Genomic DNA, 22,285 nt, shown 5'->3' on the forward strand with positions numbered 1-22,285 from the left:
AAAGTAGGACGTTGCCAGATTAAACATCACCCCGCATCTCGCAAGAGATGCGGGGTTTTTTGTGCCATGTCATGACAAGCTGCAACTGTCGTATAACTGGCTTCGAGGCGGGCATCATTCGCTACGAGAAAATGCGGCACCTCAGAAAGCAGGCTGCAGGCTCTCAGCTACTACTTCTGACATGGTTGCCTTCGTATGCCCGCCCTTCCGATAAGGGATAGCTTCACGGCCATGCCGCGGGCATCGGTGAGCGCCATGATCTTGGTGTTGCGCCCGCCTCGCGTCTTGCCCGCAGTCTAAGACATCCTGATCTCCGCCTGTAGCTGTTAACCCGACTTAGCGAACTCGACAAGCCGCCGAAGCTGGAAGCCTCAATTTTGCGACATCGAGGTCAAAAGGTCTGCACTACATGGCTTGCAAATTCACGCATTCGGTTGGCTCGGGCCACTACTTGGTGGTGCGGTGATTTTCGGCGGCCCTTGTTCCGGCAGGGTGAGTTTCATTTGATCGAGCAGCAGTTGCAGGTCCTTCTCAGGCTGCGTGTAGCGGCTCATGATGATCTCCCGCGCATCGGTCGTGAGCAGATGCACGTCGAGCATTTGCACGGTGGAGAACTTCTCCAGCACGGCTCGTGGCGTCAGCCCAGCGGCGCATTTCCTCAGCCGTGCTTTGAGTGTGACTTGCAGGCAGTAGGCAAAAAACTGATGAAGATATGCGACTCGATGCGCGATTCGAGTTGGTGATAAATAGGTCGCACGGCGAGGTCGCCTTTGAGTTCTTTGAAGGCTTGTTCGACTTCGGTGAGTTGTAGATAAAATTCCCACAACTTTGCCGGATCGGTGTCGGTCAAATTGGTGCGCAGGATGTAGCGGCCTTCGCGCTTCCAGGCGGTGCGCAGCGCGTCGCGATCCAGTGTCCAGCTCAAGGTGGCGGTCTGTTTGGCTCCTTCACCGTGCAGTTCGACACTGACTTTGACGAAGCGTGCATCACGTCCTGCATCCTTCTTCGCAGCACCGATGGACTGGTGCATGGCGTCACGTTTGAGCGGGCGTTTGCGGGCCTTCAAATCGGCGAGTCGGTCGATGTAAGCACGCAGTCGCCGCCGCCGCATGGAGCGTTCTTTGGCGATGCGGTCCTGACTCTGCGCGAGGATGTAGGTCTCGTCATCTTGCACCAGCAGCTTCACGCGCACGCTGGGCCGTGCCTGCTTCCACTCGCGTTTCGCCAAGGCGCTCTCCAGGCTGCTGAGCTTGCCTTTGGGCGTGCCCACGAGGTAGTTCACTGGTGGATCGCTCTTGCGCATGAGTTCGAGTGTTTCCTCCGTCGGGATGCCGCGATCCATCACCCAGGTGCGCTGTGCTTTGCCATACTGCGCTTCGATTTTAGCGAGGAAGTCTTTGAGCGTGGTCTTATCCGTCGTGTTCCCGGCGAGCACTTCATAAGCCAAAGGAAAACCCTCCGGCGTGACGATCAGCGCGATCACCACTTGCACGCAATCACCGCGTTTATCGCGGCTGTAACCGAAGCGGCGTTTGTCCTTGGGATCATCCGGCGGATCACTTTCAAAGTAGGTGCTCGTCAGATCGTAAAGCAGCACCTCATACTTCGCCGCGAAGAGATCGCGCCAGCGCTCGGTGAGATGATCAAAGAGCGCCCGCTTGTGCGCGAGGAGCTTGTCGTGGCAAGCATAAAGCCGGTGGATTTGCTTCGTGCCGCCTCACGGCACTCACCCCTTCGGGGCAGCCTGCGGCTGGCTACCTCGCTCCGCTCGGTTCTGCGAGCGAAAAATCACCGCCGAGCAAATCCACGATGGCCGTGTGATCGAACCAATGCCGATGCAGCCGCCACTCCGCACTGGGATCGATGAGGTGGTAAAGCGTCAGCAGCACCTGATCCCAGCGCGTGCCCTCACGGCTAACGGGCAAGCGCTCGCGCCAAAAGGTATCGAGTCCGAGCTGCTGCCACAGCTCGCAGCCCAGCCAGCACGCACCCCACTGGCGCGGACGCCGCAGCGACATTTGCGAGAGCTTGATGAGCACGATGGGCAGCTCATCGGCAGGCAGGGCATCAGGCGCATGCTCATCGGGGAAGAGAGCGACCTCAGCGTCATCACAAAATCGTAGCACTGGGTATGTAGGGACGTGACAACTGTCCGTAAATTCTCATCATCAAACCCTTTCTGGAAGCGAACCGCAAGCGCACGCGCCTTCACGTGCTCGATTGGGTTCAATCCTCCGCCTCAACTGCCCCAGACCGTCCAGGCAGCGGCGCAACAGCTACATCGCCGCTAGCGTCACGGTGAACAGCTTCCAGAACTTCTGCGTCGATGAGATGCTACAGCACTCTTTCTCGGAGTGCGCTTCGTGGATGTTGGGGCCGAAGGAGATCATGTCGAGACCGGGATACGCGATGGCGATGACGCCGCATTCGAGGCCGGCGTGGCAGGCGCTGACTTTGACATCGTGACCGAAAAGCTCGCGGTAGATCGTCTTCATCTTCTCCAGGATGGGCGACTCGGCGCTGGGGCTCCAGCCGGGATAGCCAGCGTCTTGGCGGACCTCGGGGCAGTTCATCTCATCCGATCCCATCACTTCAAAAGGCGCTGCAAAGGCCCGCGCGACATCCGCCTTGCTCGAATCGACCGAACTGCGCTGCAGGCCGCTCCATTCAGCGTGACCGTTGCCGAGCGAGATGAGCGAGAGATTCGATGAAGCTTCGACCAAGCCAGGCACGACTGGACTCATGCGATAGACGCCATTCACCACGGCCTGGAGCGCGAGAACGAAGGGCCTCTGCACATGATCGGCCATCGTCGGGATGTAGCCGTGCTCGGGCTTCACCGGCTGTGTCGTGATGCTCAGACTTGGCTCGACGTACCGGAACTCTTCGCGGATGCCTTCGACCTCTTTGCAGAAAATTTCATCGAAGCGCGGCTGATCGAGAATGACAATCTGCGCGGTGCATTGCGCCGGAATCGCGTTCCGAGCACTGCCGCCGCGCATGGTGGCCAAAGCAACAACTTCCGCGCCACAGGCACTCAGGATGCGAGCCATGAGCTTGATGGCATTGGCGCGGCCTTCGTGAATTTGCAGGCCGGAGTGGCCGCCGCGCAGACCTGTGATGTGGATGGCGATATAGGGTTCTTCGGGGCCGTGGATGGATTCGGTGTAGTCCAGTCTCGCGAGCGTATCCACGCCGCCCGCGCAGCCGATGGTGAAGGTGTCGTCTTCTTCCGAGTCGAGGTTGAGCATCGTTTTGCCCGTGAGCAGACCAGGTTGCAGGCTGAGCGCTCCTCCCATGCCCTGTTCCTCATCCAGCGTGAACAGCGCCTCAATCGGCGGATGCGAAAGGTCTTTTGAAGCCAGCACCGCGAGGATCGCGGCCACGCCGAGGCCGTTGTCTGCGCCGAGCGTCGTGCCACGTGCTCGCACCCAATCGCCATCGACCCACATGTCGATGCCTTGCGTGTCGAAGTCGAAATTCAGCCCATCGGCAGCCTTGTGAACCATGTCGAGATGAGCCTGCATGATGACTGCGGGGCGATCCTGCCGCTCCGGCGTCGCAGGCTTCTTGATGATCACATTGCCAGCACTGTCGAGGATCGACGTCAGCCCATGACGATCCGCAAACGCCCGCACAAAGGCCACCACGCGATCTTCGCGTTTCGAGGGCCGTGGCACGGCATTCAGATCGGCGAAACAGTTCCAGAGAGCATTGGGTTCGAGTGAGCGGATGTCGGACATAGGAGAGCGTAGCATAGGCTTTCCAGCCTGTGATGATCAACACGAACATCGACACCGCCTAGAAAGCCTATGCTACACACTCGGCCCGTCCACCCACTGCGGCGGGATCATGATCTGGCGGGGCACATCGGGCACGCCGTGTTCGTGCTGAGAAAGCTGCGTGACGACCAAATCGACCGCCGCTGCGGCGAGATGATCGCGTCTTTGATAAATGCCGGCGCAGTCAGTCATCGTCGGTGTCCAGTCATGCACCACGAAGCCGATGTCTTGCGGCACACGAAGTCCGAGCCGTTTCAACCAGCCGGGAATGTGTGTGTCAAAGGTGATGAGCGCATCGGGCTTATGCTCGCGCATCCATTTGGCAAAGGCGTCGTAGCCCTTGCTGATGTCGTTGCTCGGAAACAGCAGCAGCGGCACGCGATCCGCCTCCGCCAGACCGTGCTGCCAGTGAAACAAGCCGCCGCTGTAGCCGAACTGCGAGCGGTTCACGATCCACTTCGTCACCGCCACGCCAATGCGTTTGTAACCGCGTGCCGCGAGCTGCTCGGCGGCCATGTGGATGCCCAACGTCATGTTTCCCGCGCACATGTGCAGCGCTGGCGTGCTCATCGCATTCCCAAACGTCACCGCAGCGAATGGCGAGTAGTCGAGCTTGCTGCACGGGAGCGTCATGCTCTGTGGCGACACGATCACGCCTTCAATGCCGCGTGCGTGCAGGATCTTTTGCAGCTTCTTCGGTGTGAGGCCATCTTTCCCCAGCCAAAACTCCTCCACCGCGTAGCCATGCGCATGCGCACGTCGGCGGATGTCCTCGATGGGCACGTATTGATACGACGGGCTCAGCAGGCCATCCTGCGGCACATGCTCGCGGATCACCGCGATCACCGCCCGCACACGAGTCTCCTTCTTGCCCCGCACCACCTGCATCATCCGCGCCAGATGCGGGTCCGGCTGATAATCGAGCCGCTTCGCCTCCCTCAGCACCAGCTCCCGCTTCTCCACCGAAACCTTCGGCGCACCCCGGAGCACCCGCGACACCGTCATCATCGAAACACCCGCAGCGCGGGCGATGTCTTTGAGCGTAGCAGAGGTGGTTTCGGGCATGGTGTTAGCATAACACTCCACGAAGCATTTCCTCCCGTGAAATACCTTCTCCGTCCACGTTTTCTCACATCATGTCTTTTCGATCTCTTGCCTGCCTTCTTGCCATCTCATGCAGCACGCTTCTCCATGCCGAGGACGTGCCCACCTTTGCCGGGCCTACGCCGGGCACCTTGCGCAGCATTTCCATCCCGACCGTGGACATCTCTGCCGATGCGCCACGGCATGTCATCATCGCCCGCGGCACGGAGAAGGAATACCAAGGCCATTGCGACACGGTGTTGATGGCGGATGGCAGGACGATGTTCACCGCGTGGTGCATGAATCACGCGGGACACCTCGGCCCGCTCGCCCGCAGTGGTGACGGCGGCCTCACATGGAGCCCCCCTTTGCCGACGCCGCCGGACTGGCTGCTCGTGAAGACAACTACGCCAGTGCTGCATCGCCTCACCGATCCGCAGGGCACCGAGCGCCTCTTCATCTTCGGTGGTTGTGACTTTCCGGGAAACCTCCGCAGCGCGTTTTCCACGGACCTTGGCAAAACCTGGTCGCCGATGAAGGAACTCGGCCTCGTCGGTGAAGTCGCGCCCAAGAGCATCCTGTCCTTCGATGGCGGCAAGCGGCTCATCATGTGGTCTGACCGTCGCGACCCAACGAACGCCAAGGATCTGCACCCCGTCGTGTGGCAAAGCGAGTCACTCGATGGCGGCCTGACCTGGAGCAAGGAGCGCGTCATTCTCGTCGTCCCCGGACAATGGGCACAGCCGAGCGTGACGAAGTCCGATGATGGCAAACAACTCGTCATGCTCTTGCGCGAAAACACACGCCAGCATCACTCGCTCTATTCGATCAGCAACGACGACGCACGCACCTGGAGCGAGCCAAAAGAACTCCCCGCTACGCTCACCGGGGATCGCCACGTCATCAAACACGCACCCGATGGCCGTCTCGTCATCGCCTTCCGTGATATGGCCAAGGCGAGCAACACCTACGGTCACTACGTCGCATGGGTCGGCACCGTGGATGACATCGTGAACCGCCGCGAAGGCCAATACCGCATCAAACTCCTCCACAACACCAAGCGCAGACCCACTGATGCGCCCGGCACCGGCAACACCGACTGCGGCTACTCCGATCTCGAACTCCTCGGCGACGGCACCCTCATCGCGACCACCTACATCCAATATGCGGCCGGTCCGGAAAAGAGCAGCGTCGTCAGCACCCGTTTCAAGCTCAGCGAGACCGATGCTTTGGCAAAGCAGCGCTAGGCATTGATCAGTAGCCTTCTCCTTACCGACTAGGACCCATAGCTCGTAGAATCGGGCAAGATAAAGTGACGATTCGCTGGTCAACGACCCGCAAATTGCCAACAAGGACTGTCACCACATCTGGTCTAGCACCTCAACACCTCACTTCAGCCGCTCAACCAGTCGATACACCCGCGTCGCTTGCTCAGTCGGCCACGGCTTCTCCGGCTCCTCGTCGATCGCCTTCGCACGCTCACAGGCCACCGGAACCAGCGGCATGAGCATCGCGGCATCGTAGTCACCTTTGGCAAACTCCGGCCACTCGCGGCACAGGCTTCGCTGGCAGTCATGCCGGTCAAAGAAAGGGCGATTCGGCTTCAGGTGCAGCCACAGCCAGAGTTCAAAGCACGGATTGCTCAATGCCAGATGGTAGTTCTCGCGCTTCGCGATCTCGCGGCTCACTTCATTCAGTTCTGCCGGGTTCCAGGCATCGCGGTCGATCACTGCCCAGTATTCTGTGTTGGGGCCGGGACGCTCTCGCATCTCGTAGTCCAGCAGGCGGTTCAGCACCTCGATGGGTCGTGACTTGTGCCTCGGATTGCCCAGCACCTTCAGCCGAAAGCCTCCCTCGCGGCCCGGATGAAATTCCGCAAAGTAGATCGGCTCCGTCTCCGCGCCTTCCGTAGCGATCACGAAGAGGCGCTTCGTCTTCTTGAAGGCACCGCGTCTTCCTCTCACGGCTCCGCCCTCCGCGATGCCTCAGGTTTGGGCGTTTCCTCATTCAGCCGGAAGGACTCCGGCTCAGGCATTGTGTAGCGCACAGAGCGCCGCGCAAAGGGCTTGATCCTCGGCACGCCCGAGTAGCGGCCTTCCAGATACGCCTTCCGCACATCCTTGTCATAGCGCACGTCCTTGTAGTCAGACAGGCTCTCCAGCAGCGTCTCACCGTGCTTCCCGCGCTCGATGAACCACATCTCATCGCGCCGCAGCAGGCGTTGATCCATCAGCAGCACATCATGCGTGGTGAAAATGAGCTGCGTGCGCGTCTCCTTCGTCCGTGAGCCACAGTAATGTTCCAGCAGTGCCTCCGTCAGTTGCGTGTGCATGGAGCGGTCCAGCTCGTCGATCACATACACGCGCCTCCCGCCTGGAGCGTCCAGGTCATGCAACACCGGAGCCAGGTCAAAGAGCCGCAGCGTGCCATCGCTCTCGTCACTCGTTTCAAAGGCGATCTTCTTCCCCTCCTTCGAGTCCCGATACGTCACGATGCGCGATGCCATCAGCTCGCCGTTCTTGCGGAACACGCTGAACCTCTCCCCACGTGGCGAGCGGAATAGCATCCCGCCATCCTCGTCCTTCATGTTCGCCAGCAGATCATCCCGCACGTTCGAGGGCATGCCCATCGACGCCACCGGCACCTCCACCGCTTCCATCGCCGTGATGCCCGTGTCCGCACGGCTCAGCAGCGCCACCATGTAGTCGCGTAGCTCCTGACGGTTCGATTCCTCGATCTCCATCGACATCGACGTCGCATCCGGCTCCAGCACCACCAGTTGATCGCGGAACCAGCGGAACACCGGTGCCAGTAGCGCCAGATTGCGGTCCATCGCCTCGTGCAAAAAGAGCTGGTTTGGCTTCGTGCCCTTCGCCACGAACCGCGCAAACATCCGCTCCTCTTCCGGCACCACGCGCCGCTCCCACCAGTCCAGGTTAAAGACCTGCTCGCTGCCATCCACGCCCGACGTGCGGCTGAAAAACACGCGATCCGAAACGGGGCGCATCTCCGCTAGCGATTCCTCCACCACCTCACGACCTGTCACCGCGAAGATGTAGCGATACATCCGCTCCTCGCCCTCGGTCTCCACCAGGATTTCAAACTCAAAGCGGCTCGGCTCCTTCGCCGCCTCCTCACGCAGCCGGAAGGGAATCCGCCCCGTCGGCCCATCGGGCCGCGTCCCCGTCACCACCAGATGCTGGGCATAGTCCAGCACCTTGCACAGGTTTGATTTGCCCGAGGCATTCCCGCCCCAGATCGCCGCCGTTTGCAGCACCCGCGCAGGCATGTTCTCCCCCTCCGCCACCCGGCCTAAGTGCTGCGACTCCTTGGAGGCAATCATGGAGAACTCGACCGGGGCGTCGATGGAGAGGAAGTTGGAAACCGAAAATCGGGCGAGCATTTTACGTTTTATTAATTAATAAATTGGCAATATTATATCCAAAATATAATGCTTGTCGAGATAAAGTCTCTGAAAAGTCGCCTTTAAGCTTGACTTTCGACCTGGGGGCTTGTAGATTGCGGCATGATTCAGCCGAATGACAATCAACCCATAGAAGCCATACCTCCTCCTCACGATGAACGCGCTACCGCCTCAATCGCAGCCCTTTCTAAAGCAGACTCTCGCTTATCAAAGAAGGAGAGGGTGGGCCTGATTTTCGCGGCATTACAGGATGCACCTTTGGCGGAGAATCGTGATCAGGCATTGGCTGTGATGGATCGAGTCTTTCGCATGGTTGAAGATGAACATGGTGGGGTGCCATATGATCCGTATGACAAGGAAAGGCTTTATCCTCCCGTCGCGGAGATGGAGCGACAGGAGGAAGGGAAACCTTGGCTGAAGCGTTATCGACACACGGGGCACTATACCTTGATCGCGGATAATGGGGCTATCGTGATTCGGGTCATTGAGCGCGGAATGGTAAACGGGGTGAAAACAATTGTTGGAGAGCGCACGGAACTCGACAAACCGGGTGCGGATGGCCAACGAATCGACGAAATGAAATAGTTATTGCCAACACTGCGTGCGCATATAATATTCCACCCATGGAATACAATCAGAAAGATATGCCGCCATCTGTGAGACAGTTCTTGGAAGCATTGGAGACGATGCACCCCAGTCTGAGCGTGGTGTTTGAGAAGGGTGGAGACAAAACTGGTGATTGGTGGCTTGATGTGGGGCATCGCAGTGGTTCCTTCACGGTGCATTGGGAGCCAAAAACTGGCTTTGGATTGCACCCAGCCAGTGACGAAGCGGTCTTTGGCGAGCTGCCGCCAGAGCGCTATGCAGACACCGCCATGGTTCTGCGACGTGTGGAGCAGCTTGTGGACGATGGGCAAGTCGGTGTTGTTGGACTCCGTGATTTGCGCGAGGTGCAGGGGCTGTCGCAGGCCGAATTGGCGAACCGATTGGGTATTCAACAGGCCGCAGTTTCCAAGGTGGAGCGGCGGCAGGACCTTCATCTCGACACGCTGTCAGCAATTGTGAAGGCTCTCGGTGGAACGTTGGAGATGAAGGTGAGATTCCCGGGGGGGGAGGTTCCTCTGCGGATGGCGCATTGAACTCTGGCTGAGTCGCGGACTGAGGAGGGTTAACATATCACCTCGAAACCGCCCATCTCCGCTGAATGTGCTCCATGGCGGGCGTTTAGAGTGCTCTCCTTCCATGATGAAAGCCATTCTCTCCCTTTTCTCCCTGATGGTGCCGCTGGTGTCGGCTCAGAGCCTTCTCCCCGCCAACTGGGACCCCGCGCTCGCGGGCGACATCGTCATGCAGCGGCTTGTCCGCGTCTCGGCACCGCAGGTGAAAGGGGCGCATGATGCGGAGTTCGTCTGTGTGGCCGAGCGAGCCTACATCGTCGAGCATGACAACGACGTGTCACCCGGCCATGGCGCGGGTGCGGCGATGTATTGTGTGCTCTCGGTGGTGAACTTGAAGACGCTCAATGTGGAAAAGACGCACCTCCTTGCCAAAGCGGGCCAGGCATTCGCCAACGTCACACTGCCGGAGGCTCAGGTCTTCGTGCCTCGCATCATTCGCAAGGACGAGCACACGCTGCGCACCTACTTTTGCAGCAAGTCGGCGAGCGAGCTGACATGGTATCGCGACTTTGACCTGCGCACGCAGAGTTTCGAGGACAGCATTCACAAAGCCAAGCTCAAAACCGCCGCGGGCACCTTCGACATGGAGCCGAGTCATTTTCATGCCGATGCAGCGGCCCAGGGCTTCAAAAGGCCCGCCGTGAACCACGGCCTCTACATCTTCGATTCGTTCAAGGAGTTCGACGGCAAGCGCTACGTCGCGCTCAACAACTTCCCCGGCAAACAAAACGCCCTCGCCGTGCTGCACGATGACTTCACCACCTTCGAAGTCATCGGCCACTACAACGAGCCACAGTCGCAGCAGCTCAGCGAATCCGCCGTGAACCGCCTGCCCGACGGCACCTGGATGGCCATCGTGCGCAACGACGCGGGCAACTACCACTTCACCACCAGCCACGACGGCAAAACATGGACCGTCGCCGAGCCAAAGCCCTTCGTACCCAACGGCCTGAACTCCAAACCGACCTTCGATAAGTTCGGCGGCGTCTATTACCTCGGCTGGCAGGAGAACACGAAGATTCAGAACTGCAATCGCAGCGTCTTCAACGTGGACATCTCACGCGACGGCAAAACCTGGGAGCGCAAATACCGCTTCGAGTCGCCACACTCGTTTCAATATCCGACCTTCCACGAACACGAAGGCACCCTCTGGCTCACCGTCACCCAAAGCGACCACGGCGGCTCCACCGACCGCATCATGTTCGGCAAACTAGAGTCCATAGGCCACTTCGAGCCTCAAACCGGCCACAAACGCATCGAATGGCCCGCACCACCACCGCCTGAGCCAGCCTTCATGAAACACGGCGTGAAGCTCTTCAATGACCGCGATTACGTCATCGACGAAATGCCCGATGCGGTCAAAGACCTGCCCTTTCACCGCACCAGCATCGAAAAGCTCGACGTGACCATCACCAAGCCGGGCACCCTTTTCGCCCTCACACCGACGATTCGCCCCAAAGCCGCCAGTCAGGAGGACGCCTTGCAAAAAGCCGGCTTCATCAAAGTCGAAGTGCCTGAAGTGCAGCTTTTCCCCGGCGAGATCAATCGAGTGAGCCTCTACCGCAAGGACGTAAAGGCTGGCGAAGTGTTCACTTTCAAGAAGCTGGTGCTCTTGATTGAAGGCGGTGGCGCTGCAGTGCGCGAAATCAAACCTTGATCACGAACTCAGTTACTTCATATCACCGGGCATGACTCGCTTCCTCAATTGGTTCAACAATCTGTATCCCGTGTGGCTCGTCACGCTGGCGGTGATCGCCTTTTTCAAACCGCAGACGATGTTGTGGTTCGACAAGCCGTGGATCTTCTGGTCACTGGCCGCGTCGATGCTCGGCATGGGGCTGACGCTGAGTTTGGATGACTTCAAAGCCATCTGGAAGATGCCTGGAAGCGTGGCGCTCGGCTTCGTGGCGCAATACACGATCATGCCGTTGTCCGGCTGGCTCGTTGCCACGGCGCTGAAGCTTGAGCCTGGCCTCGCGGTGGGAATCATCCTCGTCGCGAGCTGCCCCGGCGGCATGGCGTCGAACATGATCAGCTACCTCGCCAAGGCGAACGTGGCGCTGTCGGTGGTGCTCACGCTCGCGTCCACGATGCTGGCTTTCTTCTTCACGCCGATGTGGACGAGTGTGCTGGCCGGTAAGTATGTGCCGGTGGATGCCTGGGGCCTGTGTTTATCTGCCCTGCAACTCACCATCGCGCCCGTGGTGCTCGGTGTTCTCATCCGGTGGAAACTGCCGCGCACGGCAGACAAGATCGGTGCCTGTGGTCCCACGGTGGCTGTGATCGCTTTTGTGTGCGTGAGCGGCGGCATCGTAGCCGCGAGTGCGGACGCCATTGCGTCGAACTTCGGCAGACTCGCGCTCGCCGCGTTCACGCTGCATGTCCTCGGCTTTGGCGTCGGCTACGGCATCTCCAAAGTGCTGCGCTATCCTGAATCCGTCGCCCGCACGGTGAGCATTGAGGTCGGCATGCAAAACGGTGGTATGGCCGCGTCGCTGGCGCGTGAGCATTTCTCTGCGATGCCACTCGCCGCTGCGGCGGGCGTCTTCAGCGGCGTGATGCAAAACATCATCGGCGGCCTCCTCGCCTCCTGGTGGAAGCGACGGACTCCCGACGCCTGATCATGAGCCGCCACGATATCTACTATTGGAAGTGTGACCGCCCAGCGGCCTTTCATGGCACGCAGGCGCGAGTTGAGGAGGATGCGGAGATGGAGCGACAGCTTCGCGAGGAACTAAGTCTCCACTTTGATGATCAAGTCGATCTGAGCCCTGGAGCGGGACAGGGCAATCATCTCACCTGGAATGCCGACGTGGATGGCAAGGCAATGTTTGTGCGTGTCGAGAATGGGCCGGAGAAGGATGATCATCTGGCGATTGAGTCCGCCGTGCTGGATCGAGTGCGTCAGGCAGGAGTCATCACACCAAAAGTTTTTGGCTGCGATGCTACTCGGAGTCGTGTGCCGTTTGCCTGGCAGGCTTTGGAACGCATCGCCGCGCCTGACCTGAATCACTGGTTCAAGCTCGGGAATCTCGATGTCTCACGCATTGCCTTCGACATCGGGCAAGCAGTAGCGAAGTGGCAGACGATTACCTTTGAGGGCTTTGGCGTGCTAGAGCACGACGATGTAGGCCGGGTGTGGCGACAGCCCGCCCGGCTGTTTGCGGACGACGTGGAGCCGGGCGGTTCGGCGAAGGAAAGGAACGTGTCATCGGAGTCTCATCCGCCGAACACACCCGGCCTACGAGGCAGCCGCTCCTCGTATGCCGACTACTTCCACCTGCGGCTGGAGGAGCATTTGAGCTTTCTTGTTTCGCGCGGCTTCCTCACTGGCACACAACGCGACGAAATCGCGGCCGAGATCGAAAGCCACCAGACCTTGCTCGATCTTCCTCAAGGCTGCCTCGTCCACAAAGACCTCGCGCTCTGGAACATCCTCGGCACCCGCGATCAAATCGCCGCTTTCATCGACTTCGACGACGCCATCAGCGGCGATCCGATGGACGATCTCTCACTTCTCGGCTGCTTCCACGATGCGGCATTCCTCCAGCGAGCCTTCGAGGGCTATCAAAGCATCCGCGCACTTCCCGAGCAGCACCTGCGGCGCTTCTGGCTGCATCTGCTGCGGAACATGATCGTGAAAGCGGTGATCCGCGTCGGCGCGGGCTACTTTGATCGCGATGACGGCTTCTTCCTCATCGGCAGCGGCTCATCAGGAGCGGAATTGAGGCGATTGACTCACGAGAAACTTTTTCACGCTCTCCATGAATTGCGCTCGATGTAGCGCGGAATTCCGATTCCGCGACGGCACCGACTCGGTATCGGAATACCGAGCTACACCCAGGCATCGAGCCAGTCGGCAGCGTGATGGCAGTAAGTGCCAGCGCGAAGCTTCTGCGGATTCTTGGCGATGTGCTCCCGCGTCCGCCGCAATTCATCCGAATCACGAATCACTCGGTCAAACGACTCGGGTTGCCAGATGTGATCCGCGCGCTTCTCCACGCCAGGAAGGCGTGTCGCGGTGAATCGCTTCACTGAATAGAGCCACTCCTCCAGCGGGATGCCCTCAAATGGCTGCACGATGACGTGGACGTGATTGGGCATCGCCACGAAGTCGCCAATCCAAACTCGTTGGCCATGAAAGTGGAGCAGAGCGTCCGCAACACACTGTCATGCAGGCTGATTCCTCAATGCGCAGCAGCCGTGGCAACGATCCAGCTCGATAAAGAACTGGCGTGACATCTCATGCTCAAAAGCGGCGCGTGAAGCTGGGTCGAGCGCGCCGATGGCTTGACGAAAGCGTTCAGGGTCTGACTTGCGCCAGTGCAGATCAATGCCGTGGCTGAATAGCCATTGGGATTGCTCCTTCTGCCATCGCTCCGCGACTTCTTGGGGGATGGAATCGGCTAGGCGGAAGGTCACGAAGTAAGTGGCGCCGGTGAGCCGCCAGTGCGGGAGATTGCGCTCATAGCCGGGCACGACCCAGAAATCCTCTGGATCATCAAACGCGGTAAAGACTGGGGCCTCCGGAATGCGGACAGGCTTGGCAAGCTTCTGGCGAGGCATGGTGGCGATGTAGCGCGGAATTCCGATTCCGCGACGGCGTTTTCTCGGTATCAGAAAACCGAGCTACAACGCCTGCATGAATACTCCTGACCCCTCGCAAACATCTCGGAATCGGAATTCCGAGCCACAACGGATCGGCACCTTTCTCTCCATCGGATCACCTGCGGTCGCGGAACTCGCGGCGGAGTGCGGGTTTGACTGGGTGCTCATCGACTTGGAGCACGGCTGTGAATCGGAAGCCGCTTTGCCGAACCAACTGCGTGCGCTGCGTGGCAGTCAGACTCTCGCCATTGTGCGTGTCAGCGCTCCGCATCCCGATCTCATCAGCCGTGTGCTCGATTGGGGCGCAGATGGCATCATGGTGCCGCATGTGGACACCGTCGCGCAGGCGCAGCACTGCGTGGATGCGGCGCATTATCCGCCGAGAGGTCATCGCGGTGTGTCACGCACGGTGCGGGCTTATGGTTATGGGATGCGCCTGCCGGGCGACACACCGCCGAAGCCGATCATCCTCGCACAGATCGAAACGGCGGAAGGAGTGGCGAACGCGGATCAAATCGCCGCTGTGGAGGGCATTGATGCGCTGTTCATCGGCCCGGCAGATTTGAGCTTCGATTTGAAGGCGCGGAATTCACCGCGCAGTTACGGCGATTGCCTGGATGCCATCGCGAAGGCCGCCAAGATTCACGGAAAAGGCTGCGGCATCCTCGTGCGGCATGCGGATGATCAGGCGAAGCTGCTGAGCATGGGGTTCACCTGGCTGGCGATGGATTCGGACCTCTCGCTGGTGCGGGAGGGCTTTAAACGGAACTTGGCGGCGGCGCGGAAATAGTCGGACTTTTTTCTGCACGGCGGCCTTTTTTGCCTACCCTCCGCGCCCCATGACCGCATCCCCCCAAATCAAATCCAAGATCGTCGAACTGTGCGAAACCCTTGTGGCTGACACTGAAGTTCAAAGCGCCCGCGAGAAGGCCGAGGCCTTCCTCGCCAATGAAGCAGCCGTGTCCCTCTATCGTGAGATGGCGACGATGGGCCGCGCACTGCATCAGAAGCAGCACAACGGCGAAGAACCCACCGGTGAAGAAATCGGCCGTTTCACCGAGTTGCAGGACAGTTGCGACGCGAATCCGGCCATTCTGAGCTTCATCGAGGCCCAGGACGTGCTGCGCGGCATCGCCGAAGTGGTGACGAGTTTCGTCGGCAAGAGCCTTGAGCGTGGGAAGGTGCCGACCGAAGCGGAAGTCTTTCCCAAAGGCTGTGGCGAAGGCTGTGGCTGCCACTAATCAGCTCGCGTGTCATGAAAGCGCTCGCCTTGCTCATTGCGCTGCTGTTTTGGACCTCGTCTTTCGCGGGCGAGGCCAAAACGGTGCGCCTGCTGACCATTGGGAACAGCTTTTCCGCCAACGCCACGCGTCATCTTGGTGATTTGGCGAAGGCGGGAGGCCACACGTTGATCCACCAGCCACTCGTGATTGGCGGCTCGTCATTTCAGGTGCATGCGGAGAAGGCGCAGAAGCATGAGGCCGATGCAAAGGACAAGGCGGGCCTTTACACGAGCGGTCGCGGCTTGAAGGAGAATCTCGTGCTCGACAAGTGGGACTACGTCACGATCCAGCAGGCGAGCATCAAGAGCCACGACTTTGCCACTTATCAGCCTTATGCGGGCATCCTGCGCGACTACATCACCAAGCATGCGCCACAGGCAAAGCTGCTCATTCATCAAACGTGGGCCTATCGAAAAGATGACCCGCGTTTCACCAAACCGTCGGACAAACCGGGCGAGCCGAAGACGCAGGAGGAGATGTATGGCGGTCTGACTGCCGCCTACGACAAGATCGCCGCTGAACTCGGCGGGAAAGTGATTCCGGTGGGCGATGCGCTGTTCATGGCCGACACGGATGCGACCTGGGGTTATCAAAATGACATCACCTTTGATCCCAAGACCGCAAAACAGCCCGCGTTGCCGAACCAGACGCATTCGCTGCACGTCGGCTGGCGCTGGGCGAAGTCGAAGGACGGCAAGAACACCACGCTCGGCATGGATGGGCATCACGCGAACACGGCGGGCGAGTATCTCGGTGCCTGCGTGTGGTATGAGGTGCTCTTTGGCGAGAGCGCTGTGGGTAATACCTATGTACCGAAGGGCATGGAGGCCGCTTACGCCCAGTTTTTGCAGGAGACGGCACACAAGGCGGTGCAAAAGAGGCTCAAGTAGCCTGTCAGGATGCAGCGGGGGTGCGCGTTGCTTGAAGCGATGCCTCTCGATCACGAAACCATCCTCAGACACCTCTTTGCCGCACGCCAGCGGCTCAGCGCGGCGGCGTGGCTCATCGTGCGGGATGCGCAGGCGGCGGAGGACATTTTTCAGAATGTGGCGCTGAAGTCGGTGACGCGTGACGTGAGCTTCGAGCACGAGGGCGCGCTGCTGTCGTGGGCCACGGTCTCAGCGCGGCGCGAGGGCATCGACTGGCTGCGGAAGCACAAACATGAAACGCTTGGCCTGGAAGCGGATGTACTAGATCTGCTGGATCACGAGTGGCAATCGAAGCACGCTCAGTCCGAGGGGCCGCGCATGGCGGCGCTGCGTGAGTGTCTTGACGCTGTGCCTGCGAACTCTCGTCGGTTGCTTGAACTCCGCTACTTTGAAGGCCGCTCCTGCCAGGAGGTGGCGGAAAAGGTCGGTGCCGGTGTGGCGGCGATTTATCAGCGGCTCTCACGTCTGCATCGCCAACTCAAGCAATGTGTCGATCAACGTCTCTCTCACTCATGAATGACGACCTTCTCATTCAGCGCTGCCTTGATGGCGCTTTAACTCCGGCGGCGCAGGTCGAGGTCAATCAGCGTCTGCGCGATGATGCGGCGCTGCGTGATCAGTTGCGCGAGATCGCGGAACAGGCGGTGGTGATGGGGGATCTCGGCAGGGAATCCGTTTTAAACCGCAGAGCATGGACGAGCGCAGAGGTTGGCCTCAGAAAAAGCAGTTCTCTGCGTCCGTCCATGCTCGGCGGTTTCATTCATCGAATGGCTCTCGCCGCCTCCATCGCACTGCTCGCGGCCAGCGCTTGGTTTTGGAATGGGCGTCGTGCGGCACCGGTGCTTACTTTGATGGATTCGTCGGGTTCGATTGCCTGGAGCCAGGGCGGGACTCTGCGGCAGAGCGTGGCGGATGGCGAAACGCTCAGCGCAGGCACCATCGAAACGGTGGGCGAGTCGGCCACGGCTTTGCTGCAATTTCACGACGGCACGCTGCTGACGCTGAGCGGTGACTCCGAGCTGTCATTCTCGGAAGAGGGGCAAAAGCTGCTCGTGCTGCGCAAAGGTTCGCTCTCGGCTCAAGTGAAGCCGCAGCCGAAGGACCGGCCGATGCTGGTGCGCACCGCCAGCGCGGAGGCGCAGGTCGTTGGCACCGTGTTCAACCTCGCCGCGCGCACGGACGACACCTTGCTGAATGTCGAAGAAGGCCTGGTGAAGCTCAAACGCCTCGCCGATGGCAGCTCGATTGATGTGCCCGCGAAAAGCAGCGCCGTGGCCTCGCTCGACAGTGCTTTGAAGCTCGATTCCACCACCACGCCTGAGCCGCTCACCGGTTGGAGTTTTGATTTCACCACGAACAAGGCACCACGCGACTGGCGCGGTGTTTCCGACGGCACGCGGATCGTCGCCAGCCCGTATGTGGCGGCACGCAAATCCTCCGGTGCCATCATCACGCATTTCGGCATCTCCGTGCGCACTGCGCTACTCACGCCGCCGCTCGCGCTCATGGCCACGGAGCGCAGCGTCATTCGCTATCGCCTGCGCCTGCGCGAGGCAGCCGATCTACAGGTCATGCTGCTGACCAACGAAGTCGCTGGAGGATTCGGCGGAAACTTTGAGTGCCACATTCATAAGGACGAACTCAAACCCGGCCCGGATGGATGGTGCGAGCTGGTCATCCCTATCAGCCGATACGAGCCCATCGACCACCGTGCGCACATCCGCGACCGCCAGCCAACCGCAGCGGGCAACATCATCACCTCGGCCATCATCAGCACCTTCAGGAGAGATTTTGATCTCGCCGTCGCCCGCTTCGATCTCGTTTCCCGCCCATGAAACTGCTTGTCACACTGCTGGCGTTCGTGTGCGGGCTTCAGTCGCTGTCGGCGGAAGCCCCGCCTGCCTTTGAGGCCCATTGCTTCAAATGCCACGACGCCACCCAGGCGGAGGGTGAGCTGGATTTGGAGGATTTGGTTTCAAAGACGATCCAGCCCGGGCACATGCCGCTGCTGGAGGATGTGATCCTGCGCATCGAGGAACACGACATGCCGCCGAAGAAGTCGCGCAAGCAGCCTTCGGACGCGGAACGCGCGGAAATGATCGCGTGGGCGAATGCGCGGATCGGGGCGCTGGCGGCGGCGGCGATGGATGATCCGGGCGTGGTGATGATGCCGCGCCTGACGCGGCATGAGTATCGCAATGTCATTCGCGATCTCAGCGGCGACATCGTTTTGAATGCGGGTGAGCTGTTGCCGAATGAAGGCTGTGCGGGCGAGGGCTTTTCAAATGTGGGCGAGGCACAAGGCATGAGCATGGCGCAGTTTGAAAAGTATCTGGAGGCCGCGAAGGGCGCGCTGCGCCATCTCCGCGCCTCGCCACACTCGGGGCTGGTGTGGAGCGCGGTGGCACATGAGCCTGTTGAGGATGCGAAGGCGCAGATCAAGGAAGCCTGCGATGACATCATCGCGTGGCATGTGGCGCAGCAGCAGAAGTGGGGGCGCGATCATCGCGAGGACTTGCTGCAGCGGCTTGGTTTCAATGACGCGGCCTATCTGGAGGCAGCGTGGCACCGGCGGCACGGTCTCGATTTTGTGTTGAAGGATCAGGCGGGTGCCACTGTGCCGCTCGCACCGGTGGTGTTGGAGAAATGGCACGCCATCCTGTCGGCCAAAGACCCGCTGGAGCCTTTCGTCGCCTGGGCGAAGGCTTGGCAGACATTGAAACCCGGCACGAAAGACATCCGCCAGCGCTGCATCGAGATCGTCGCGGGCAAGGCCGCAGAAAAGCCCGCCGGCCTGCCGCCAGAGGGCTACGCACCGCCTTACGAGATCAGTTTCCATGAAGCCATCACGGAAGTCGTCGGCGCGGCTACGGAACGCGGCGTGTGGCCGTTCCGCATCGCGATTGGAGATGCGAAGGAGCTGTTCTTCGTCGTCACCGATGCGGGCGATGGTTCACGCGGCGAGTCCGCGACATGGTGCAAGGGCCGCTTCCAGTTCGCCGATGGCACCGCGAAGCCTTGGCAGGAGGTGACGCAGGTCTTTGGCGCGAACAGCGGCAAGCCCTTTCCTTTCGGCAAACACTCCGATGATGGCCGCGCCTTGCCTCCCGACAGTATCGGCGTGAAGCCGCCGGGCGCTTTAAAGATCGCCGTGCCTCATGGAGCGACGCTCTTTGAACTCGAACTCGCGCTCGATCCGTCAAGCGTCGGCAAATCAAGCGTGCAGGCCATCGTGCTACGCGAGAAGCCGAAATCGCAGAGCTACATTCCGGGCCGCATGGTTTTCGGCGGCAAAAAAAGCGATGCGCGTGAAGCGCAGCAGGACACGCAGGCCAAGGAACTCGAGCGCGCTCTGCGCAAACGGAACATCTCGGAGGCAAACGTCACCAAGATCGGCCTCAACGCGGAGCGGAACATCTTTGCGGACTGGCAACGCACGCCGCTGGAGGCCATCGGCGGCCCGTGGCCGGATCACCCGGCGGATGTGGAGGAGCCGCTCGAGCCTTATCACCTCACCGTCGCGCAAGTGCGCCGCAATGCCACGCCCGAAGACCTCGCGGAGCTGCATGAGCTGGAAAACCGCCTTTTCGCCCTCACGCAGCCATTTCCCGAAGCAATGAAGTTTGTCACCGATTTCACAAGACGAGCCTGGCGACGCGATTTGAGCCCGCAGGAGATCGACAGGCTCGCGCAGCTCTATCGCGAGGCTTTGCAGCCCGGCGTGAGCTTTGACAGCGCGATGAAGGTGCCACTACTCGCCGTGCTGATGTCGCCTGAGTTCTTGTATCACGGTGACACGGACACTCTTGTCCGTTCTGGAAAAGTGCAGACAGGAGTGTCTGCATCACTCGCCTCACGCCTCTCATTCTTCCTCTGGGCCAGCATCCCCGATGACGAACTCCTCGCCGCCGACCTCACCCAGCCTGATGTGATCAAGGCACAAGCCAAGCGCATGCTCAATGACCCGCGCGCGCGATCACTCGCCACGGATTTCGCAGCGCAGGTTTGGGGCTTCGAGGACTTTGAGCACTTCACCGGCCCGGATGAAAAACGCTTCCCCGAGTTCACGCCCGAGCTCCGGCAGCAGATGCTCGATGAGGTCATCACCGCGCTGAACCTCGTCTTCATGCACGACGAACCGCTCAGCCGCCTGCTCGACGAAGACTGCCTCGCCACGAAGCCGCTCTTTCTCACCAAAACCTCCCTGCCCCTGCGCACCAGCCCCGTGCAGCGCGGCGCATGGGTCGTGGAGACATTGCTGGGCCGCCGCATCCCGCCGCCGCCGCCGGTGCCGGCCATCTCCGAAGATGAAACCGATGCCGCAGGTTTGAACATCCGCCAGCAGCTCGAACGCCACCGCGCCGATCCCGGCTGCGCTGCCTGCCACGCGAAGATTGATCCCCCCGGCCTCGCGCTCGAAGCCTTCGATCCCATCGGCCGCCAACGAAAGATCACGCATGACCCCGCCGACAGCATCCAAGGCATCGACGGCCTGAAACAGTGGCTCGCCAGCCGACGCGAGGAATTCATCAGAAACCTCAACCGCAAGCTCCTCGGCTACGCCCTCGGTCGCGCCGTGCTGCCCGGTGACCGCGCCCTGCTCGACCGCATGAGCACCTCGCTCGCGCAGGACGGCTACAAGTTTTCGACGCTGGTCGAGGCCATCGTCAGCAGTCCGCAATTCCTCAATCGCCGCGCTCCATGAGAACCACACGGCATATAATTCATCGCTTCATGGCTGCATTTGTGACGCTCACAGTCGCGCTGGCGAATGCGGTGCCTAAGTTCGAGCGGCGTGCTTTTGCGCTGTCTCAGGCCGTGTGGGGCGTTGGTGCGGCGGATGTGAATGGGGATGGCAAACGGGATTTGCTCGCGGCGGCGGACACGCAGGCGGTTGCGCTCATCGCGCCGGATTGGCAGCCGGTGCTGCTGGGTGATTTCGTCGCGGGCCGGTTGCTGCACGCGACAGTGCTTGATGGCAATCGCGACGGCAGACTCGACTTCGTGGTCGCGAGGATGCTTTCGCCATGGGTGGAGTTTCGCAAGGCCAAGGCGGCTGGGAAAAGTCCGCCCGAGCCGAAAGGTCCGGATTTCACGCTGGCATGGATTGAAAATACCGGGCGCGTGGGTGAAGCGCAGCCGCTGCATGTGCTGGAGACGGATTTTTCGCACATTCACGGAGTCGCTGTGGGCGATGTGAATGGCGACGGACTTACCGACTTGGTCGCGGGCAGTTTCGACGGTCCCGAGGCCAACAGCATCGCGCTCCATCTCGCGACGAAGGACGCGCCGGGCTTCATCGGCAGCCGCATCACGCGTGGCGGGGCAAATGGGCGCGCGCATTACTTGGACATCGACGATGTGAACGGCGATGGCCGCGCGGATGTGCTGCTCGCCGCTTCTGCGGGCAATAACGTGAACGCCTGGTTGCAAAACGCGGACGGAACGTGGAAGCCGCAACTCATCGCGACTGAAATGGGAGCGACTCACGCCAAGAGCGCCGATGTGGACGGCGACGGCGTGCAGGACATCATCGTCAGCAACGGCCACGGCAAAGGCATCTTCTGGTTTCGCGGTCCGCAGTGGGAGAGACGCATCGTGGATGGCGACATCACCGAAGCTCACGCGCTCGACCGCGCTGACCTCGATGGCGATGAGGACATCGACATCGCCGCAGCGTCCTACGGTGAAAAAATCGTCGTCTGGTATGAGAACGATGCTCACGGGAACTTCACGCGCCGTGTTATCGAACATGGCCACGAACAGGAATCCTACGACCTGAAAATCACGGACCTCGACGGCGATGGAAGGTCAGATTTCATCCTCGCCGGACGCCGCTCAAACAACGCAGTCTTCTATCGTCAACTCCCCGCATCCAAGGACAGCAAACCATGAACCAACGCACCTCATCCCTCACCCGCCGCGCCTTCCTGCGTGGAGCCGGAGCCACGCTCGCGCTGCCGTGGCTGCCGTCATTTGCTTGGGCACAAGGCGGTAA

At 60.4% G+C, this 22,285-nt stretch carries 18 protein-coding genes and 3 pseudogenes; 14 read left to right on the top strand and 7 right to left on the bottom strand.

Annotated elements, in window-relative coordinates; genetic code table 11:
* Positions 1–422: 422 nt before the first annotated feature.
* The 3 genes and pseudogenes from ACKVY0_RS12055 to ACKVY0_RS12065 form a co-directional block, all read right to left on the bottom strand.
* Positions 423–2,102: pseudogene (locus tag ACKVY0_RS12055) on the bottom strand (IS1634 family transposase); the annotation flags it as partial.
* A gap of 174 nt (positions 2,103–2,276) precedes the next feature.
* Positions 2,277–3,743, bottom strand: coding sequence for an aminoacyl-histidine dipeptidase (locus tag ACKVY0_RS12060; protein WP_409215070.1), 1,467 nt, complete (start codon positions 3,741–3,743; stop codon positions 2,277–2,279).
* Positions 3,744–3,815: 72 nt separating this feature from the next.
* Complete coding sequence (locus ACKVY0_RS12065) at positions 3,816–4,847, bottom strand: LacI family DNA-binding transcriptional regulator (protein ID WP_409215071.1); 1,032 nt, start codon at positions 4,845–4,847, stop codon at positions 3,816–3,818.
* A 71-nt stretch (positions 4,848–4,918) separates the two neighbouring features.
* Here ACKVY0_RS12065 and ACKVY0_RS12070 point away from each other — a divergent pair, with 71 nt between their 5' ends.
* The gene (locus ACKVY0_RS12070; protein WP_409215072.1) at positions 4,919–6,112 is read left to right on the top strand and encodes a sialidase family protein; all 1,194 of its coding nucleotides are present in this window, start codon (positions 4,919–4,921) and stop codon (positions 6,110–6,112) included.
* Between the two features lie 141 nt (positions 6,113–6,253).
* Here ACKVY0_RS12070 and ACKVY0_RS12075 read toward each other — a convergent pair whose 3' ends face one another.
* The gene (locus ACKVY0_RS12075; RefSeq protein ID WP_409215073.1) at positions 6,254–6,829 is read right to left on the bottom strand and encodes an RloB family protein; all 576 of its coding nucleotides are present in this window, start codon (positions 6,827–6,829) and stop codon (positions 6,254–6,256) included.
* Positions 6,826–8,268 carry an AAA family ATPase gene (locus ACKVY0_RS12080; RefSeq protein ID WP_409215074.1) on the bottom strand — a complete coding sequence of 481 codons (1,443 nt, stop codon included), beginning with the start codon at positions 8,266–8,268 and terminating at the stop codon, positions 6,826–6,828. Before ACKVY0_RS12080 ends, ACKVY0_RS12075 begins: the two co-directional genes overlap by 4 nt.
* A gap of 123 nt (positions 8,269–8,391) precedes the next feature.
* Between ACKVY0_RS12080 and ACKVY0_RS12085 the strand changes: the two genes are divergently transcribed.
* From ACKVY0_RS12085 to ACKVY0_RS12105, 5 genes are all read left to right on the top strand, one after another.
* The gene (locus ACKVY0_RS12085; protein WP_409215075.1) at positions 8,392–8,874 is read left to right on the top strand and encodes a hypothetical protein; all 483 of its coding nucleotides are present in this window, start codon (positions 8,392–8,394) and stop codon (positions 8,872–8,874) included.
* 38 nt (positions 8,875–8,912) lie between these two features.
* Positions 8,913–9,428 carry a helix-turn-helix domain-containing protein gene (locus ACKVY0_RS12090; protein ID WP_409215076.1) on the top strand — a complete coding sequence of 172 codons (516 nt, stop codon included), beginning with the start codon at positions 8,913–8,915 and terminating at the stop codon, positions 9,426–9,428.
* A gap of 106 nt (positions 9,429–9,534) precedes the next feature.
* Positions 9,535–11,124, top strand: a complete 1,590-nt coding sequence (locus tag ACKVY0_RS12095) for a sialidase family protein (RefSeq protein WP_409215077.1) — start codon at positions 9,535–9,537, stop codon at positions 11,122–11,124.
* A 31-nt stretch (positions 11,125–11,155) separates the two neighbouring features.
* The gene (locus ACKVY0_RS12100; RefSeq protein ID WP_409215078.1) at positions 11,156–12,088 is read left to right on the top strand and encodes a bile acid:sodium symporter family protein; all 933 of its coding nucleotides are present in this window, start codon (positions 11,156–11,158) and stop codon (positions 12,086–12,088) included.
* Between the two features lie 2 nt (positions 12,089–12,090).
* On the top strand, positions 12,091–13,251 hold the full coding sequence (locus tag ACKVY0_RS12105) for a phosphotransferase (RefSeq protein WP_409215079.1): 1,161 nt from the start codon (positions 12,091–12,093) through the stop codon (positions 13,249–13,251).
* A gap of 50 nt (positions 13,252–13,301) precedes the next feature.
* Here ACKVY0_RS12105 and ACKVY0_RS12110 read toward each other — a convergent pair whose 3' ends face one another.
* Positions 13,302–13,571: a hypothetical protein gene (locus tag ACKVY0_RS12110; protein WP_409215080.1), complete on the bottom strand. Its 270-nt coding sequence runs from the start codon at positions 13,569–13,571 to the stop codon at positions 13,302–13,304.
* 66 nt (positions 13,572–13,637) lie between these two features.
* Positions 13,638–14,033, bottom strand: a complete 396-nt coding sequence (locus ACKVY0_RS12115; protein WP_409215081.1) for a hypothetical protein — start codon at positions 14,031–14,033, stop codon at positions 13,638–13,640.
* A 76-nt stretch (positions 14,034–14,109) separates the two neighbouring features.
* Between ACKVY0_RS12115 and ACKVY0_RS12120 the strand changes: the two genes are divergently transcribed.
* The 8 genes and pseudogenes from ACKVY0_RS12120 to ACKVY0_RS12155 all read left to right on the top strand — a co-directional run bounded on the left by ACKVY0_RS12120 (position 14,110) and on the right by ACKVY0_RS12155 (position 22,182).
* Positions 14,110–14,865 carry an HpcH/HpaI aldolase family protein gene (locus ACKVY0_RS12120; RefSeq protein WP_409215082.1) on the top strand — a complete coding sequence of 252 codons (756 nt, stop codon included), beginning with the start codon at positions 14,110–14,112 and terminating at the stop codon, positions 14,863–14,865.
* 49 nt (positions 14,866–14,914) lie between these two features.
* Positions 14,915–15,316: a YlbF family regulator gene (locus tag ACKVY0_RS12125; protein WP_409215083.1), complete on the top strand. Its 402-nt coding sequence runs from the start codon at positions 14,915–14,917 to the stop codon at positions 15,314–15,316.
* Between the two features lie 14 nt (positions 15,317–15,330).
* On the top strand, positions 15,331–16,248 hold the full coding sequence (locus ACKVY0_RS12130; RefSeq protein ID WP_409215084.1) for a DUF4886 domain-containing protein: 918 nt from the start codon (positions 15,331–15,333) through the stop codon (positions 16,246–16,248).
* Positions 16,249–16,287: 39 nt separating this feature from the next.
* A complete protein-coding gene (locus ACKVY0_RS12135; protein WP_409215085.1) occupies positions 16,288–16,803 on the top strand; it encodes an RNA polymerase sigma factor in 516 nt (171 codons plus the stop codon).
* The gene (locus ACKVY0_RS12140; protein WP_409215086.1) at positions 16,800–18,122 is read left to right on the top strand and encodes a FecR family protein; all 1,323 of its coding nucleotides are present in this window, start codon (positions 16,800–16,802) and stop codon (positions 18,120–18,122) included. The genes ACKVY0_RS12135 and ACKVY0_RS12140 overlap by 4 nt, the downstream gene beginning before the upstream one ends.
* 332 nt (positions 18,123–18,454) lie before the next feature.
* A pseudogene (locus ACKVY0_RS12145) lies at positions 18,455–18,637 on the top strand (DUF1587 domain-containing protein); the annotation flags it as partial.
* 1,275 nt (positions 18,638–19,912) lie between these two features.
* Positions 19,913–20,992 (top strand): annotated as a pseudogene (locus ACKVY0_RS12150) (DUF1592 domain-containing protein); the annotation flags it as partial.
* Positions 20,993–21,021: 29 nt separating this feature from the next.
* Positions 21,022–22,182 carry an FG-GAP repeat domain-containing protein gene (locus ACKVY0_RS12155; RefSeq protein ID WP_409215087.1) on the top strand — a complete coding sequence of 387 codons (1,161 nt, stop codon included), beginning with the start codon at positions 21,022–21,024 and terminating at the stop codon, positions 22,180–22,182.
* Positions 22,183–22,285: the final 103 nt, after the last annotated feature.

Origin of the sequence: Prosthecobacter sp. (assembly GCF_046154365.1) — a bacterium.
Lineage (GTDB): Bacteria > Verrucomicrobiota > Verrucomicrobiia > Verrucomicrobiales > Verrucomicrobiaceae > Prosthecobacter.

Bases quoted from the DNA above. Each gene is read 5' to 3' on its own strand.
- ACKVY0_RS12065 (WP_409215071.1), bottom strand. From the start codon at position 4,847: ATGCCCGAAACCACCTCTGCTACGCTCAAAGACATCGCCCGCGCTGCG.
- ACKVY0_RS12140 (WP_409215086.1), top strand. From the start codon at position 16,800: ATGAATGACGACCTTCTCATTCAGCGCTGCCTTGATGGCGCTTTAACT.
- ACKVY0_RS12100 (WP_409215078.1), top strand. From the start codon at position 11,156: ATGACTCGCTTCCTCAATTGGTTCAACAATCTGTATCCCGTGTGGCTC.
- ACKVY0_RS12085 (WP_409215075.1), top strand. From the start codon at position 8,392: ATGATTCAGCCGAATGACAATCAACCCATAGAAGCCATACCTCCTCCT.
- ACKVY0_RS12135 (WP_409215085.1), top strand. From the start codon at position 16,288: ATGCCTCTCGATCACGAAACCATCCTCAGACACCTCTTTGCCGCACGC.
- ACKVY0_RS12105 (WP_409215079.1), top strand. From the start codon at position 12,091: ATGAGCCGCCACGATATCTACTATTGGAAGTGTGACCGCCCAGCGGCC.
- ACKVY0_RS12120 (WP_409215082.1), top strand. From the start codon at position 14,110: ATGAATACTCCTGACCCCTCGCAAACATCTCGGAATCGGAATTCCGAG.
- ACKVY0_RS12110 (WP_409215080.1), bottom strand. From the start codon at position 13,571: ATGCCCAATCACGTCCACGTCATCGTGCAGCCATTTGAGGGCATCCCG.
- ACKVY0_RS12155 (WP_409215087.1), top strand. From the start codon at position 21,022: ATGGCTGCATTTGTGACGCTCACAGTCGCGCTGGCGAATGCGGTGCCT.
- ACKVY0_RS12095 (WP_409215077.1), top strand. From the start codon at position 9,535: ATGAAAGCCATTCTCTCCCTTTTCTCCCTGATGGTGCCGCTGGTGTCG.
- ACKVY0_RS12080 (WP_409215074.1), bottom strand. From the start codon at position 8,268: ATGCTCGCCCGATTTTCGGTTTCCAACTTCCTCTCCATCGACGCCCCG.
- ACKVY0_RS12115 (WP_409215081.1), bottom strand. From the start codon at position 14,033: ATGCCTCGCCAGAAGCTTGCCAAGCCTGTCCGCATTCCGGAGGCCCCA.
- ACKVY0_RS12060 (WP_409215070.1), bottom strand. From the start codon at position 3,743: ATGTCCGACATCCGCTCACTCGAACCCAATGCTCTCTGGAACTGTTTC.
- ACKVY0_RS12125 (WP_409215083.1), top strand. From the start codon at position 14,915: ATGACCGCATCCCCCCAAATCAAATCCAAGATCGTCGAACTGTGCGAA.
- ACKVY0_RS12070 (WP_409215072.1), top strand. From the start codon at position 4,919: ATGTCTTTTCGATCTCTTGCCTGCCTTCTTGCCATCTCATGCAGCACG.
- ACKVY0_RS12130 (WP_409215084.1), top strand. From the start codon at position 15,331: ATGAAAGCGCTCGCCTTGCTCATTGCGCTGCTGTTTTGGACCTCGTCT.
- ACKVY0_RS12090 (WP_409215076.1), top strand. From the start codon at position 8,913: ATGGAATACAATCAGAAAGATATGCCGCCATCTGTGAGACAGTTCTTG.